This window comes from Microbacterium sp. sgz311019 (assembly GCF_056135325.1).
Map to the genome: position 1 here is coordinate 211244 of NZ_JBWAXO010000004.1, position 17353 is coordinate 228596.

A 17353-nucleotide genomic window follows, 5' to 3' on the forward strand; every position below is an offset into this window, starting at 1 on the left:
CGCGCACGCGGCTCCCGGCGACCCGGCTCTCGACAACCCGTACTGCCGCATCGACGCGTCCCGGCTGCCGTTCAACGTCGCACTCAACGACCACACGTTCAGCTGGACCTCGATCGACACGCAGAGCACCGCCAACTGGGGCAACGACCTCATCAGCGGCGGCACCGGCGACGACATCCTTATCGGCGGCGCCGGCTCCGACCGCATCTCGGGCGACAGCGGCGACGACGACATCGTCGGCGGCAACACCGGTGCCCCGATCCTCGGTGTCGCGAACTCGGGCGGCGCGGGCGGCTACAACGGCGGCGTCGATTTCAGCTCGGGCCACGTGGCGTACGGCGACGTGTTCGACGGCACCGGCGGCTATGACGGCGGCCACAGCGCCTGCGTCACCTCGAGCTCGTGCGTCTACGGCGATTACCTCGACGGCGGCGCCGGCAATGACGTGATCGCCGGCGACAACGCGACGATCCTGCGGACCGGCAGCACGTACAGCCCGCGGTTCCGTGTGCTCACGGGCACCGACATCTTCAACACGACGACGGGCGCGGCGAACATCCTCGGGTCGAACCTCAGTGGCTCGTCGATGCCGTGCCAGTGGATCGACGCGAACGGCTTCACGGCGGCGGGATGCACCGACTACGGCTACCAGGCCGACCCGAACGGCGTATACGTCCGCTCGATCAGCCTGTACGACCAGAGCTTCACTCCGCCGGCCGGCACGTCGTCGGACTCCGACATCGCGGGCGGCGCCGGCAACGACGTGATCTTCGGCCAGGGCGGCAACGACTGGGTGCAGGGCGACGGATCGGTGATCGACGACTCCGGCCGCATCACGATCGACGTGCAGACGCGCGACACCGTCATCGACCCGCGCCGGTCCGTCGAGGACTACGCCGGCCCGGGCACCGACGGCCGCGATTACATCGAGGGCAACGCCGGCAATGACGTGCTGTACGGCGGTCTCGGCCAGGACGACCTCGTCGGGGGAAGCTCGTCGATGTTCGGGCTCACGGCCCGCGACCAGCGTCCGGACGGCAGCGACACGATCTACGGCGGTGCCGGAACCCGCACGGGCATCAACGACCCCGGCGATCTGTCGGCACAGGGACACGCCCACGACGCCGACGTGATCATGGCCGACAACGGCAACATCTACCAGCTCGTCGGTGCGAAGGGCTCGGCGACGACCGACGCCAACGGCAAGCCCAAGACGCAGCTGTCGTTCCTGACCTTCAACTACGACACGTACTCGACGCTCGAGACGATCATCCCGCGCGCCTACACCTATCTCGACTACACGATCGGCATTCAGGGCGCGTCCGACATCGGCGCCGCAGACCTGGTGCACGGCGAAGCCGGGGACGACGTGATCCTCGGTGAGACCGGCAGCGACGTGCTCGCCGGCGACGGCCAGGACGACACGATCATCGGCGGCACCGGCAACGACCGCATCTACGGCGGCACCGGGGATGACCGCATCCTGGGCGACGACGGCTACTTCAACGTCAGCCGCAACGGGCTCACCGAGCCGCTGTGGGACCTCACCGCGCCGAACGCCACGAACGTGCTGCAGTCGATCCCCGGCCCGTACACCCAGGCGCTGACGTTCCAGACGGGCGACCTGTTCAACGAGGCGCGACTGCTCGGGTACAACGCGTCCGACCCGACAGCCTCGGGCTATGCCGACATCGTCTACGGCGGGCTCGGCAACGACTGGATCCACGGCGAGGGCGGCGACGACGCCATCTCTGGCGCCGAGGCGCTGCCGTTCTACTACTCCGACATCCCGCAGGCGCAGATCCTCAGCGCATGGGGCATCGACCCGACGAACCCGCTTCTGTACAACCCGGCCACCACGAAGTTCGCCGACTACAACGCCGATGACCCGTGGTCCAAGATCTACGACTGCACGAGCGGTGTCAAGGAGGTCGGCGTGGACGGCACGTGCGCCTCGGGCCAGAAGGTCGACTTCTTCCTCAACTTCACGCCGTATGTCCTGGACGCCAACGGCGCTCCGATGCTGGACGCCGCCGGCCACCCGATCAAGAGCAACGACGGCTGCGACATCATCTACGGCGACAACGGCAACGACTGGCTCGTCGGCGGCACCGACACCAACTGGCTGTTCGGCGGCTTCGGCGACGACCTGCTGCAGTCCTCGCAGAACCTCGAGACGGATGGCGAGCACAACCGCGTGCCCGAGGACGCGCTGTGGTCCGACCCGACGTTCGCCTACGGCGGCGCGGGGCGCGACGTGCTCATCGCCGACACGGGCCGGGCCCGCATGTACGACTGGACCGGCGAGTTCAACAGCTTCATCGTTCCGTTCAGCCCGTTCGGCGCCCCGGTCGTCAACCGCAGCTTCAGCCCGTGGATCCGCGACTTCCTCCGCGCGCTCGCGGTCGCCGGCGGCGAGGACATGACCTTCGTGCCGAACTCGCCGCTCGACGAGCTCGCGCTGTCGACCCCGCAGGACTCGTACTGGAACGCGCAGCACGGCGGGCCGCGCGACCCGCAGCCCGGCAACGTCCCCGGCGTGCAGATCGACTACCGCGGTCTCGTCGACCTCGGCGTCGGCTGCCCGTGCAACCCGGGTGTCGTCATCGCGGTCACGAAGGCGATCGACGCGGTCGACCCGCTGCACCCGACGCAGGTCGAGCAGGCGCAGGTGGCGCCGGGCGTCATCCTCACCGTCGGCGGCCGGCTGGTGTTCACCTACCTCGTGACCGCCCCGGGCACCAGGGCCCTGCGGATCGTGTCGATCACGGACGACAACGGCACCCCGAACGATCCGACGGACGACTTCCATCCCGTCTACGTCTCAGGAGACGCCAACGGCAACGGCCTGGTCGACCCGGGTGAGACGTGGCTGTTCACGTCGGCCGGGGTGGCCGGCGCGCCGACGGCAGCTCTCGCGGGCACCCACGAGAACACCGTGACGGTCACCGCGCTCGAGCCCGTGACGAGCGTGCTCGTCGGCGCCGCCGCGCAGTCCAACTACACGGCATCGCCGACGCTGCTGCAGCTCGGCAAGGACATCAACGCCGTCAACCCGCTGACCCCGACCCTCATCGAGCGGGCGGACACCCAGGCCACGGCGCCGCGAGTCGCAGTCGGCGCCCCCATCGTCTTCACCTACCGCATCACGACCGTGTCGGCCACCGGCCTGACGATCGTCTCGATCACCGACGACAACGGCACCAACGCCGACACCAGTGATGACTGGACGCCGCTGGCGATGCTCGTCAGCTACCTCGGCCACCAGTACAACGTCGGCGATGTGAACTACAACGGCCTGCTGGATGCCGGCGAGACCTGGCTGTACACCTCGCGCGGCGCCGTCGGCGCACCCACCACCGCGGCAGCGGGCTGGAACGAGAACACCGCCACCGCCGTGGCGACCGACGGCACGGGCACCTTCTACGCCTTCGACGCGGCATGGTACTTCGGCACCACCGGGCTCACGCTCATCAAGGCCGTCAACGCCGTCGACCCGACGCATCCCACGGTCCCCGAGGACGCCAATGCAGCACCTGGGCCGACCGTCGCCCAGGGGTCGACCCTCAGCTTCACCTACCTGGTCGTCAACTCCAGCGCGGCGCCGATGCTGATCCAGAGCATCGTCGACGACAACGGGACGCCGGGGAACACGGCGGATGACGTCTCCCTCGCAAGCGGCGGCATCGTCCCGGTGACGAAGTCCTGCAACGGCGGGACGTACAACGTCGGCGATGTCAACTGCAACGGCTCGTTCGACGCGGGCGAGCAGTGGCTGTACCGCTACACGACGACCGCTCTTCTCGGCACGCACACGAACACCGCGATCGTGACGACGCTGACGGCCGCGGGTCGCATCCTCACCGCCACCGACACCGCGAGCTACACCGGCGCCGGCGCGCACGTCACCCTCCACACCGCCGTGAACGCCCTGCACCCGCAGACCCCGACGGTCTCCGAGGACGCGAACGCCGCACCCGGCCCGTACCTGACCATCGGCAGCGCCGTCGTCTACACGTACCTCGTTGTCAACGACGGATTCCTGTCGCTCACCAACGTCGTGGTGACCGACGTCACCAACGGGTTCAGCCCCAAGGCGGTTCTCGGCGCCGACGGCGTGCACAACATCGGCGACAAGAACAACGACGGCATCCTCGACCCGGGTGAGACCTGGCTCTACACCTCGTCGGGCGTCAAGCTGCTGACCGCGCTGTCCGGCCCCCAGCTCGACAACTCGAGCGTCACGGCCACGCCGACCCTCGCCGGCGCTCCCGGCGTGTCGTCGACCGACCCGACCTACTACACGGGCACTAAGGCGGGCATCGTCATCCACAAGGCGGTCAACGCGGCCAAGCCGACCGCGCCGACGGCGGCCGAGGATGCCAACGACCCGGCCAACCCGCTGTACGTGCGCGCCGGAGCGTCGGTGGTCTTCACCTACCTCGTCTCCACGGTGAACAACGCGACCTTCACGATGGCGTCGCTCACGATCACCGACGACAACGGCACCCCGGGCAACCCGGCCGACGACTTCCACCCCGTCTACGTGTCGGGCGACAACAACGGCAACGGCATCCTGGACAAGAACGAGGTGTGGCTGTTCACCTCGTCGACCGGCACCGCGCAGGCCGGGCTGAACTGCAACACCGTCACCATCTCGGCGGTATCGGGCGGCACCCCCTACGCGTCGCAGGACCTCGCGTGCTATGACGGCACCGTGGTCTCCCTGGTCGTCAAGAAGGCGACGAATGCGGCCGACCCGCTGAACCCGACCGCTGCCGAAGAGGCCGACACGACGAACCCGGAGCAGTACCTGCCGGTCGGCACCGCGCTCACCTGGACGTACCGCGTCACGAACCGCGGCAACACGCCGCTCAAGGTCGGGACGATCACCGACGACAACGCAACACCCGGCAACCCGGCAGACGACTTCACCCCGCGCTACGTCTCGGGCGACGCGAACGGCAACGGCCTGCTCGACCCGGGCGAGGTCTGGCTGTACACCTCCGCCGGAGTCGTCAGCCGCAGCGTCGTCGCGGGGCAGTTCGGCAACACCGTCACGGTGACCGCGACCGAGCCGCACCTCGGCACGACCACCACCGCGACCGACCAGAGCCACTGGTTCGGGGCCATCGACAAGATCGCCATCACCAAGGCGGTCAACGCGAAGGACCCGCTGCACCCGACCGCGTACGAGGACGCGAACTACGCCCCGGGCGTCATCCTGCAGGTGGGCAGCACCGTGACGTGGACCTACCTCGTGACGAACCTGGGCAGCACGCCGCTCGACGTGTGGGAGGTCTCCGACGACAACGGCGGCGGCGTTCCGTTCGACGCCTCCCCGGTGATGTCCCCGGACGGCTTCGTGGTCGGCGACGCCAACCAGAACGGTGTGCTCGACCCGGGTGAGACGTGGCTGTACTCCGCGTCCGGCATCGTCGCGCGCGGCCCCTACACGAACACCGCGACGGTCTTCGCCTCGGTGCTGGGCGAGCCGCACCCGTCATCGACCTGCACCTCGAACCCCGCCGCGAACCTCTGCGCGAGCGACGTGGCCAATCTCTACGGCACGGATGCCGGCATCCAGGTCGTGAAGCTCCTCAACGGCCGGCCGTCGCGCGATCCGGGCACGCCGGTTCTCATCGCCCGCGGCGCGACCGGGACGTACACCTATCAGGTCAGCACGACCACGGCCACGCCGCTCACGAACATCACGATCATCGATGACAACGGCACGCCGGGGAACACGGCCGACGACTTCGCGCCGACCCCGGTCCTCTCGGGCGGCTTCAACGTCGGCGACGCCAACCACGACAACGTGCTCGACCCGGGCGAGGTCTGGATCTACACGGCCTCGCAAACGGCGGCGTACGGCCCGTTCGTCAACGTGGTCCGCGTGAGCGGCACCTCGTCCGGCGGGACCGTGTGGGACGACGACCTGAACTACTCGCTCGGGGTCGTGCCCGCCGTGAAGATCATCAAGGCGGTCGACGCGCTCGACCCGTGGCACCCGACCTCCATCGAGGATGCGAACACCCAGCCGGCCCGCGCGCTGCTGGTGGGGACCACGGCGGTGTGGACGTACCTCGTGACCAACACCGGCAACGCCCCGGTGCACATCGACAGCGTGACCGACGACAACGGCACGCCGGGCAACACGGCGGACGACTTCATCGCCCAGCCGGTGACGGATGCCGCGCACCCGTGCGACGTCGGCGACACGAACGGCAACTGCCTGCTCGACATCGGCGAGACGTGGCTGTTCCGTGCGACGACGACGGTGCAGGCGGGCCCGTACCTCAACACGGGCACGGTGCGCGCGACGCAGCCGACCACCGGGCAGACCGCATCCGGCACCGACGTCGCCGGCTACTACGGCCTCACGGGAGCGGGTCAGGGCCTCACCCCCGGCTACTGGAAGAACCACCCGACCCTGTGGCCGACCGACAGCAGCGGCCGACCGATCTTCACCAACGACCAGCTCGTGTCGTCGATCTTCGGACCGATGCCCGCGGCGGAGGCGAACGAGACGCTCCTCGAGGCGCTCGGCAACGGCGGCGGCGGGGTCGACGCCCTGATGCGTGCCGCGGTCGCCGCGCTCCTGAACACCACGAGCGCCCTGATCGACTACCCGTGGACCGCGAGCACTCTCGTCGCGGCCGTGGACGCCGCGCTCGCGAGCGGGGACGCCACCACGATCAACAACCTGCAGATCGCCCTGAACGCCTGGAACAACCTCGGCGCCACTCTCACGTCGCCCGGCACCGTCGCTCCGGCGGCGAGCATCGGCAACGCGACCGTCACGCGGCCGACCTCCGGCCAGACGGCGGTGACGCTCACAGTCACTCTGTCCGGACCGGTCGCCGACGGCTCGACGATCGCCTGGTCCACGGTGGCGGGGACCGCGACACCAGGCCTCGACTACGAGGTCGGCTCCGGCGTGCTGACCTTCAGCGCCGGCCAGACCACCGCGACCCTGACCGTGTACGTCGACGGTCGCACCGGGGTCTCGGGGAACCTGACCTTCAGCGTCGTGCTGTCGAGCCCAGTCGGCATGTCGATCGGAACGGGCACGGGCGTCGTCACCATCGCGGCCCCCGTCGCACCGACCGTCACGATCACGGCCGCCGGCGGCTCGATCGCCGTGCCGACGAAGAAGAACGGCGCGGTGACCGTCACGGTGAAGCTGGCGGCCGTGTCGGCGACCCCGGTGACCGTGACCCTCACGACCGTCGACGGCACCGCCCAGGCGGGCACCGATTACCAGAAGCTGACGACGACTCTCACCTTCGCTCCGGGGACGACGAGCCAGTCGGTCAGCATCACGATCCTCGCCCACGCCGCAGGATCGCTCAGCAAGTACTTCACCCTCCAGCTCTCGAACCCGACTCCGTCCGGCGCCACCCTCGTCAACGGAACGGTGACGATCTCCGGCACGAGCCTGCTGGCCGTGTCAGTGGCCGCGTCGCCGACGACCCGGACCTTGGACGCGGGTGCCGCCGCTGTCGTGCTCCGCGAGGCGCGGGCGGCCTGGGTCGCCGCGGGCGCCGCCGGCGAGACCCTGGCGCGGGTGCGGCTGGTGGTGACCGATCTTCCGGGTGCGGAGCTCGCGGACACCGTGGGCGACACGATCTACGTGGATGCGACGGCAGCCGGATGGGGCTGGTCCATAGGCGCCGCGGTCCAGGCTGGGCGCATGGACCTCCTCAGCGTCCTCCAGCATGAGCTCGGCCACGTGCTCGGCCTCGAGCACGGTGCATCCGCCCGCTACGGCGACGTGATGCTGCCGACGCTCGCGCCGGGCGTCCGCCGTGTGCTGCCTCTGGTGGTCGCCGGCGCGGCACCGGCGTCGGCTCACTCGAGTGTCGCCGCCGCCGTCGCCGTCGTCCCGAGGTCGGCGGCCGTGGTGCTGCCGCTTCACGCCGCTGATGTCGCTCTCCCGCAGATGAGCAACCTCGGTGCATCCGCGCCCGCCGCGAACGTGGGCGCGCCGGTCGGAGGGCCCCTCGCGGTCGCGGCCGGCGCCTGCGCGCTGCTGCTCCTCGCGTCCGCACGGCGTCGCCGTGCGCGCCTGGAGATGCCTTCGTGAGTTCCCTGATCGGCCGTGACGGCGACGTCGCGCGCGTGGAGCACCTGCTCTTCGGGCCGTCGCCGGTGCCGATCCTGACGATCATCGGACCGTCCGGCATCGGCAAGACCCGGTTCGTCCGGGAGGTCGTGGACCGGGCCGCCATCGCTCGGGAGCACATCGCGGTGCGCGACGCCGGCGATGACCGGGCGCCCGAGGGGGCGCTCCTCGTCGTGGATGAGCCCGATCTCAGCGTGTCGCGCGCGCGGCAGCTGACCAGCTGCACGCTGCAGCGCCGGCCGGGAGCCCAGGTCATCGTGACGTCGCTGGCGCCGCTGCGCATGCCGGGCGAGCGGGCTTACCGCTTGGAGCGCCTCGCACCCGAGCCTGACTCCGTCGCGCTGTTCATGGAGGCGGTCGCAGCCCGACGACGCAGCGAGCTCGACCCTGCCCAGGTCGCGGCGCTGTGCGTGGAGCTCAGCGGACTCCCTCTGGCCGTCCAGGCGGCGGCCGCGCTGTCGGAGGCTGTGCCGCCGGAGCATCTGCTGCGCCGGCTGGGCGAGGCCCGACTGCTCGACGTGCTCGGCGACGTGGTGCTGCCCGATGACCGCACGCTGCGGGGGGCGATCACGCGCACGTATGACGAGCTGCCGGACACGGATCAGGTCCTGCTGGCGAGCCTGTCGGCGCTGCCCGCGGATTTCACGGTGTCTGCCGCCGTCGCCGTGCTCGGCCGCAGCGAAGGGGCCGTGCTGACGGGGCTCGCGCACCTGATGACCGCGGGTGTGCTGGTCCGCTCGACGCCCGGGGCGGGCGATCCGCGCTTCGCGGTGCCGCGTGCCCTGCGCGAGATCTCGCGTGAGGCGACGACCACACCCCGCGCCGCGCGCATGGCCGTCGTCCGGCATTACCGGTCGGTGGCGATCGACGCCGCCCGCCTCTCCGTGGCGGGCGAGGACGAGCGGGCCCTGGCCCGTCTCTCCGGTGATGCGGAGGCGCTGCGCGACTCCGCGGAACAGTTGGCTGCGGTCGGCGACGAGGTCGGAGCCCTCGAGCTCGAGACGGGCATCGCTGTCGCGGCGTTGTCGCTGCAGTGGGATGGGACTGCCGCCGCGCGACTGGACCGGCGCCGCGACGCGGCAGGCACCGCGGCCTCGCCTGCGCTGCGGTTGCAGGCGCAGCTGCGCGCGGCGCGCCTGTCCACCGAGCACGCGGTCGATCTTCCGACGTCACACGGTCCGCTCATCGGCCGTGCACTGGCGGGCGTCGCCGAGGCGCATGCCCAAAGCGATCCGGCCCTCACCGCCTTGGCTGTGGGATACGCCGTCGAGGGACTCGTGGATGCCGGCGAGCCCGCCGCGGCGGAGCGTCTCATCGTTCCGGCACTGACGCTCGAGGCGGATCCCTCGGTGCGCGCGCCCCTGCACGCGTGGGAGGCGGTGCTGCAGGCCCGGCGCGGGCGCACCGATGCCGCTCTCGAGACCATGGAGCAGGCTCGCGAGCTGCTGCGCAGCCCCGGCTCGTCGCGCGGAGTGCTCGCGGCCGAGGTGCGCCTGGCGGCCCAGGTCGCCGATGCATCCGGTCCCCTCGGCCTGCCCCGCCTGCTCGCCGATGCGCGCCGGCTCGGCGACCGGCACCTCGAAGCGCGGATCCTCACGCAGCTCGCCGCCTCGCGCCTCGACCGCGGAGAGACCGCGGAAGCCCTGCGCGCGGCTGCGGAGGTCCTGCGCCTCGTCGAGTCCCGCGGCGGCTCGGAGGCCGCCGCGGCGACGGTCGGCGCCCTCGCGGTGATCGCCGCCGGGGCCGCCGCGGGCGATGAGGTCTTCGCGGCTGTTCGGCTCCAGGAGGCCCTGCGCGGGACCTCCCCGCGGGCGGCCGCGATCGCGCTCGGAGCCGCGGGCGACCGCATCGACCGCGGGCGTGAGGCGCTGACCGCGCGTGACGTGGAGCGAGCCGTTCAGGAGGCGTCCGCGTGGACGCTCGGCGATGCCGTCATGGCCGGCCGTGCGTTGGCCGAGGAGCTCTCTCGCACGGTCGACGTGGTCCGTGACGGCGCCCCTCCGACGGGGAGCAGCACGCTGACGCCCCGCGAGCGGGACGTCCTCGTCGAGCTGGCGCGCGGTGCCAGCAACAAGGCGATCGGCGACGCCCTCGGGCTGACACCGAAGACCGTGATGCACCACTCGCAGGCGATCTACCGCAAGCTCGGCGTGCACACCCGTGCCGAGGCCGCCGTCGTCGCCGTGCGGCAGGGTCTCGTCGGCACCCACGACTGACCGGACGGGTCAGGCGAGGCGGAGCTCCGCGGCGATCGCGCGCAGGGCGGGCAGGGCGTCGTCGCGGGCGGGGACGACCTGCACCGATACGTGGTCTGCACCCGCATCCAGGTGCTGACGGATGCGGGCGGCGAGGGCCGCCGCATCCCCCTGCGACACGATCTCGTCCACGAGCCGGTCGCTGCCCGGCGACGCGACGTCCTGATCGGTGAATCCACCGCGGCGCATGGTGTTCGCGTAGTTGGACATGCCGAGGTAGCGCATGAGGAAGGTGCGCGCGGACTGGCGGGCCCTCTCCCGGTCGGTGTCGAGAACCACGGTCTGCTCGGGGGCGACGAGCACGCCGTCACCGAGGGCCGCGCGCTGCTCGCCGCTCTGCGCCGGGATGGTGAGGTAGGGATGGGTCCCGGCGCTGCGCTGGGCGGCGAGCTGCAGCATCCGCGGACCGAGCGCCGAGATCACCCGCCGCTGCGCGGGCACGTCATGCGCGTCGAGCACGTCGAGGTAGCGGTTCATCGCGTCCAGCGGGCGCACCCGCTCCGGCGTCGCCTCGCGGTGTCCCGACCCGATGCCGAGGAGGAACCGCCCGGGATGCTTCGCCTCGATGCGGTGGAAGGATGCGGCGACCTCCGCCGCATCCGCCTTCCAGATGTTCACGACGCCCGTCGCGAGGTGCAGCCGCTCGGTGGCGTCGAGCATCCGCTCCACGGCCTCGAGATCGGCGCCGGGCGAGTAGCCGAGCCACAGCGCGCCGTAGCCGAGGCTCTCGATCTCGGAGGCGAAGGCCGCATCCACCTGTGTGAATCCGCGCCACACGCCCACGGTCCCGACGGTGTCGCTCCAAGCCGTCATCGCATTCCTTCCGTCGTCGTCGGGGAGAAGCGCGGTGGGGGCGCGATCACACCACCGTCACCGCGACCTGATGCCATCCTGACGCACCGTCGGGAGCCGGGGGCGCCTGTGTGCTGGTCTGCTGCTCACCGGCCGCGCTCGTCGCCCGGCAGCGGACGGTGTGCGAGCCGGACGTCGCCGTCCACGGCAGCCGCCACTGCACCCACGTGTCGTCGGAGATCGCGGTGGCGAGCTCGGCCTTCTGCCACGGGCCGTCGTCGATCTGGACCTCGACGCCGCTGACACCCACGTGCTGCTGCCACGCGACGCCCGCGAGCATCACGTTCCCCGCGGTGACCGACGCGCCGTTGCGCGGCACGTCGATGCGGGACTCGAGCTTGATCGGCCCGCGCTCCGACCAGCCGCGCTGCGTCCAGTAGGCGGACGCATCCGCGAAGCGCGTGACCTCGAGGTCGGTCACCCACTTCGTCGCCGACACGTAGCCGTAGAGACCGGGCACGACCATCCGCACCGGGAAGCCGTGCTCGGCGGGCAGCGGCTGGCCGTTCATCCCGACGGCGAGGATCGCGTCGCGCCCGTCGGTGAGCGCTTCGAGCGGAGTGGATGCCGTGAACCCGTCGATCGACGTCGACAGCACCATGTCGGCGCTCGACTTCACGCCGGCACGGCTCAGCAGCTCGCGGATCGGGTAGCCCAGCCACACCGCATTCGAGATGAGGCTGCCGCCGACGTCGTTCGACACGCACGTGAGTGTCGTCGTGCTCTCCTGCAGCGGCAGAGCGATCAGCTCATCCCACGTGAGCGTGATCTCCTTGTCGACGAGACCGTGGATGCGCAGCTTCCAGGTCGCCGGGTCGACCTGCGGGACGATCAGCGCCGTGTCGATGCGGTAGAAGTCGGCGTTCGGCGTGATGACGGGGGCGAGACCGGGGATGCGGAAGTCCGCGCTCGCCGGGATCGGCGCCGCCGTCTTCGCCGGTGCGGGCAGCTTCAGGGCGTTGCGGACGGCGGCGACGGAGCGCGACCCGCCGCGCAGGACCGTGCCGCCGACGGCGGCGAGGATGCCGAGTGCGGCCGCGCCGCCGGTCCAGATGAGGAACGTGCGACGGGAGGTGCCGTCGTCGGGCGGTGTCGGCGCACTCGGACGCGTGGCCGAGGGCGGGGCCGTCGGCGGTGGAGTGGTCGGGAGGGATGCCGAGTCGACCGAGGCGTGCGCGCCGATGGGTTGGGCGACGGTGCGGGTCGGCTCGCCCGACGACCGGCCGGCCAGGGGGATGCGCCGCAGACGCACCATCAGCATGCCCAGCGCGCCGGCGGCGACCACGCCCGCGACGGCCGAGGGGAGCCACGCCAGGAGACCGGCATCCGCCCGGGTCATCGCCGCGACGACGCCGGCGAGCCCGAAGGCGAAGACGACCACGCGGCCCCACGGAGGCACGCGCGCCTCCAGGACGCCCGCGAGCGCGGCGAGCCCCAGCATGACGATCGCGATGCCGGTGAGGAGGGCGGCCTTGTCGTTCGTCCCGAACAGCGAGATCGCGACATCCTTCGCCCACGGCGGCGCGAAATCGATCAGCGCCGAGCCGATCGCGGCGAAGGGGCTGGAGGTCGGGTCGATGACCGCCGCGACGAGCTCTCCGACGCCGGCGCCCAGCACGACGGACGCCACGCCGGCCCCAGCCGCGAGCGGATACGACGGGTGCGAGTCGTCCACGCAGTCAGCGTATGTCCCATGGCTGTGGCTGGGCCGCGAGATTCGGTGACAGACCGGTGACAGGCAGGGTGGAGTCGATGACCGTGCAGGCGACGGATGCGAAACACCGCCGTCACACGCGCGCCATTAGGCTCGTTCTCCATGGGTGACCTGTTCGACGGCTACGGCTCCACGCTGGCGCCCCGCAAGACTCCGCAGGGGCTGCCCGCGTTCGACGAGATGTTCGGCGAGACCGCAGGAGCGGCCCCCGCGCGCGACGCGTACGAGGAGCTCTATCAGGCCCTCGCGCAGATGACCCAGGAGGAGCTGCGCGGCCGCACGGAGTCGCTCGCCAGCTCGTACCTCGCCCAGGGCGTGACGTTCGACTTCGCGGGCGAGGAGCGCCCCTTCCCGCTCGACGCGGTGCCGCGCATCATCGAGTACGACGAGTGGTCGCACGTCGAGGCCGGCGTCAAGCAGCGGGTGCGCGCGCTCGAGGCGTTCCTCGACGACGCGTACGGCCGCCAGAACTGCGTGCGCGACGGGGTCGTGCCCGCCCAGCTGATCGCGTCGAGCCAGCACTACTACCGTCAGGCCGCCGGCATCCATTCCGCCAACAACGTGCGCATCCAGGTCTCGGGCATCGATCTCATCCGCGACGAGAAGGGCGTCATGCGCGTCCTCGAGGACAACGTGCGCGTGCCGAGCGGCGTGAGCTACGTCATCTCCAACCGTCGGGTCATGGCGCAGACGCTGCCCGAGCTGTTCGTGTCGATGCAGGTGCGGCCGGTCGGCGACTACCCGAACAAGCTCCTCGCCGCGCTCAAGGCGTCGGCTCCCGCCGGCATCGAGGACCCGACCGTCGTGGTGCTCACCCCGGGCGTCTACAACTCCGCGTACTTCGAGCACACGCTGCTCGCCCGCCTCATGGGCGTCGAACTCGTCGAGGGCCGTGACCTGCTGTGCGTCGGCGGCAAAGTCTTCATGCGCACGACGCGCGGCCCGGTGCGCGTCGACGTCATCTACCGCCGCGTCGACGACGACTTCCTCGACCCGCTGCAGTTCCGCGCGGACTCGATGCTCGGCGCCCCGGGACTCATGCTCGCCGCCCGGCTCGGCAACGTCACGATCGCGAACGCGGTCGGCAACGGCGTCGCCGACGACAAGCTGCTGTACACCTACACGCCCGAGCTCATCCGCTACTACCTGTCCGAGGAGCCGCTGCTGCCGATCGTCGACACGTGGCGCCTGGAGGACCCGGCCGCGCTCGAGGAGGTGCTCGACCGCCTCGACGAGCTCGTCGTGAAGCCGGTCGACGGCTCGGGCGGCAAGGGGCTGGTCGTGGGACCGGATGCGTCGCGCGCCGAGCTCGACGCGCTGCGCACGAGGCTGCTGGCCGACCCGCGTGGCTGGATCGCGCAGCCCGTCGTCATGCTCTCGACGATCCCGACGCTCGTGGAGGACGGGATGCGTCCGCGCCACGCCGACCTCCGCCCCTTCGCCGTGAACGACGGCGACGACATCTGGGTGCTGCCCGGCGGCCTCACGCGCGTCGCGCTGCCCGAGGGTCAGCTCGTGGTCAACTCCAGCCAGGGCGGTGGATCGAAGGACACGTGGGTCGTCGGCGGCATCGCTCCCGCGCACATCGAGTACGGCCAGGGCCTGGGGCTCGCGGGCCTCGTCGCCGACCAGGCGTCGGCGCCCGGCCCGGAGGCGACCGACGAACAGGACGCCGGCATCCCGGAGCCCGTGCATCAGGTCGCGCACTCGCCACAGGACCAGCCGGCGAGGAACCGCCGCCAGGAGGAGCAGCAGCAGCAGGGCTCCGACCGGAACGAAGGTGCATCATGCTGAGCCGGATCGCCGAGAGCCTGTTCTGGATCGGCCGCTATATCGAGCGCAGCGACGGCACCGCCCGCATCCTCGACGTCCAGCTGCAGCTCCTGCTCGAGGACCCGTGGATCGACGAGGACACCGCGTGCCGTTCCCTTCTCGCCGTCATGGGTGCGTCGCTCACCGACGACGTCGAGCGCGTGACGCGCGACCAGGTGCTGGCCCGGCTGGCGGTCGACCGCATGACCCCGTCGAGCATCGCGTACTCGCTCACGTCGGCGCGCGAGAATGCGCGCCGCGCGCGCGAGATCCTCTCGACGGAGCTGTGGGAGTGCCTCAACACGACGAGCGCGCGGATGCCGCGGCGCCTGCAGATCGACAAGGTGCACGACTTCTTCCACTGGGTGCGCGAGCGCGCGGCGCTCGCGGTCGGCATCGTCGACACCTCGACGAGCCGCGACGAGGCGTGGCAGTTCTTCACCCTCGGCCGCGCGATCGAGCGGGCCGACATGACCGCGCGCCTGCTGGCGACGCGGACGCTGACCGAGGCCTCCGGCCCGTCGTGGACCACCATCCTGCGCTCGTGCGGCGCGTACGAGGCGTACCTGCGCACCTACCGCGGCACGCCGAGTGCCCGCAACGCCGCGGAGTTCCTGCTGCTCGACCGCCTCTTCCCGCGCTCGATCATCTACTCCATCTCGCAGGCGGAGGGATGCATGAGCGCCATCGACCCCCGCGCCGACCGCGTCGGGCACTCCAATCAGGTGCTCCGGGCGCTGGGACGCATCCGCAACGACCTCGAGTACCGCCCGCTGGGCGAGGTCCTGAGCGAGCTCCCCGCCCAGATGGATCAGGTGCAGAAGGTAACCCGCGAGGCGTCGGAGGCGATCCGCCAGCGGTTCTTCCCCGCCCAGGCCGAGCCGAGCTGGATCGGAGAGATCTCATGAAGCGCCTCCGCATCGAGCATTCGACCGGCTTCTCGTACCCGGGCGATGTGTCGGCGTCGTACAACGAGGCGCGCATGCTGCCCGGCACCACCGACAGCCAGTTCGTGCTGAGCTCGGCGATCGACGTCGAGCCGTCGACATCGGTCAACTCCTACGTCGACTACTTCGGCACCCGGGTCACGGCCTTCGACGTCATCGCGCCCCACAGCCTGCTCGCGATCACCGCGCGCTCGCTCGTCGAGGTGCGGCCGCGCCCCATCGAGCACGCGGGCATCACGTGGGAGGGCCTCGCGCGCGAGGCGCAGCGCTCGATCGGCACGGTGGAGCAGATGGCGCAGACCGGCCGCACCCGGCCCCACGAGGAGGTCGTGGAGATCGCCAAGGCGATCGCCGCGCAGCATGACGACCCCGGCATGGCCGCGCACGAGATCTCGATGGCGATCGGGGATGCCGTCGAGTACATGAGCGGCGTCACCGGCGTCCGCACCACCGCGCACGAGGCGTGGGAGGCGCGCAAGGGCGTGTGCCAGGACATGGCGCACATCGCCATCGGCGCGCTGCGGGCGGTCGGCATCCCGGCGCGCTACGTGTCGGGATACCTCCACCCGCGCCCGAATGCCGAGATCGGCGTCGCCGTCACCGGCGAGTCCCACGCGTGGATCGAGTGGTTCGCCGGCGAGTGGCAGGGGTTCGATCCCACCAACAACATCGAGATCGGCGACCGGCACGTGCTGGTCGGCCGCGGTCGCGACTACGGCGATGTCCCGCCGCTGCGCGGCGTCTACGCCGGCCCGTTCAAGTCGACCCTCAACGTCAAGGTCACGATCACCCGCGAGGCGTAATCCGTCAGGCGGACGTCACCGCCGCGAGGTCGGCCTTCAGCTGCGCCATGTTGAACCCCTCGGGGCTCTTGCCGCTCTTGAGGTACTCCGCCGAGACATACGCGTAGCTCTCGTCGTTGTACTTCTGGAGGAAGGCATCCGTCATCGGGTGCTCCTTGCCCCACGTGACGATGACGAGCATCCCGTTCCGGCGCGCGACGCCGCTGATGTAGTGGCCGCCCTCGATCTTCGAGCCGGGCACGACGTCCCACGGCTTACCGGCGTTGAACTGGTCCATCGCGCTCTGCGGGAATTCGACGCCGACACCGACCGCGCCGAACAGGTAGAGGGCCAGCAGGTGCTCCTGCACATCGCCCGGCGTGAGGGCGAGGTAGGCGCCGATCTTGTGGCGCTTGCCGGCGGCGTCGAGGATGCCGGTCTTGCGGCGGTAGCTCGCTGCCTTGGCCGGGTCGGTGCCTTGATCGGTGTTCGGGTCGTTCGGGTTGTAGCCCGTGATCGCCGAGTAGTTCTTGATCGCGGCGTCGGTGGACACCGGGATCACGGTGCTGCCGTTCGCCGTCCAGAGCATCGTCTCGTGCAGGGCGCCCGCGATCACGCAGTCGCCGACGGTGTCGTTGCCGAGCATCTCCCATTGGGCGACGGTGGTGTCGTGCCCGAACTCGGGTGGAGGAGTGGGCAGCTGCGGCTTCTCCAGATACGTGGAGAGCTTGAGCTTCACCGCTCCCGGGACTGCGGGGAGCTTTCCGAGTTTGTATGTGCCGGGCATGTCGACCTCCTGCGGTCTGGCGGGTGGATTCCAACGCAGGGAAGAGGGCGGCGCGGCGGGTTCTGATACCGGCGGC

The 17353-nt window shown here is 70.9% G+C and carries 8 protein-coding genes (1 of these 8 only partly in view); 5 read left to right on the forward strand and 3 right to left on the reverse strand.

Features of this window, described 5'->3' with window-relative positions:
* Both AC0NZN_RS08200 and AC0NZN_RS08205 read left to right on the forward strand, forming a co-directional pair.
* A protein-coding gene (locus AC0NZN_RS08200) for a Calx-beta domain-containing protein (protein ID WP_474591799.1) crosses the window boundary here: on the forward strand, positions 1-8089 show its final stretch. The gene continues 24767 nt to the left of window position 1, outside the view; the window shows 8089 of its 32856 coding nt (coding positions 24768-32856); the start codon falls outside the window, past its left edge; its stop codon occupies positions 8087-8089.
* Complete coding sequence (locus AC0NZN_RS08205) at positions 8086-10344, forward strand: LuxR C-terminal-related transcriptional regulator (RefSeq protein ID WP_474591800.1); 2259 nt, start codon at positions 8086-8088, stop codon at positions 10342-10344. Before AC0NZN_RS08200 ends, AC0NZN_RS08205 begins: the two co-directional genes overlap by 4 nt.
* A gap of 9 nt (positions 10345-10353) precedes the next feature.
* Here AC0NZN_RS08205 and AC0NZN_RS08210 read toward each other — a convergent pair whose 3' ends face one another.
* Positions 10354-11196, reverse strand: a complete 843-nt coding sequence (locus tag AC0NZN_RS08210; RefSeq protein ID WP_474591801.1) for an LLM class F420-dependent oxidoreductase — start codon at positions 11194-11196, stop codon at positions 10354-10356.
* 46 nt (positions 11197-11242) lie between these two features.
* Positions 11243-12910: a molybdopterin-dependent oxidoreductase gene (locus tag AC0NZN_RS08215; protein ID WP_474591802.1), complete on the reverse strand. Its 1668-nt coding sequence runs from the start codon at positions 12908-12910 to the stop codon at positions 11243-11245.
* A 141-nt stretch (positions 12911-13051) separates the two neighbouring features.
* Here AC0NZN_RS08215 and AC0NZN_RS08220 point away from each other — a divergent pair, with 141 nt between their 5' ends.
* From AC0NZN_RS08220 to AC0NZN_RS08230, 3 genes are read left to right on the forward strand one after another with little or no spacing between them, the layout of a single operon-like run.
* The gene (locus tag AC0NZN_RS08220; protein ID WP_474591803.1) at positions 13052-14743 is read left to right on the forward strand and encodes a circularly permuted type 2 ATP-grasp protein; all 1692 of its coding nucleotides are present in this window, start codon (positions 13052-13054) and stop codon (positions 14741-14743) included.
* Positions 14737-15669 (forward strand): alpha-E domain-containing protein, encoded by a 933-nt coding sequence (locus AC0NZN_RS08225; RefSeq protein ID WP_474591804.1) that lies wholly within the window; start codon positions 14737-14739, stop codon positions 15667-15669. Before AC0NZN_RS08220 ends, AC0NZN_RS08225 begins: the two co-directional genes overlap by 7 nt.
* Positions 15666-16511, forward strand: a complete 846-nt coding sequence (locus tag AC0NZN_RS08230) for a transglutaminase family protein (RefSeq protein ID WP_474591805.1) — start codon at positions 15666-15668, stop codon at positions 16509-16511. The genes AC0NZN_RS08225 and AC0NZN_RS08230 overlap by 4 nt, the downstream gene beginning before the upstream one ends.
* A gap of 4 nt (positions 16512-16515) precedes the next feature.
* On the opposite strand, the gene AC0NZN_RS08235 is transcribed toward AC0NZN_RS08230, so the two are convergent.
* Entirely contained in the window at positions 16516-17277 is a 762-nt protein-coding gene (locus AC0NZN_RS08235; protein ID WP_474591806.1) for a hypothetical protein, read from the reverse strand.
* Positions 17278-17353 lie beyond the last annotated feature (76 nt).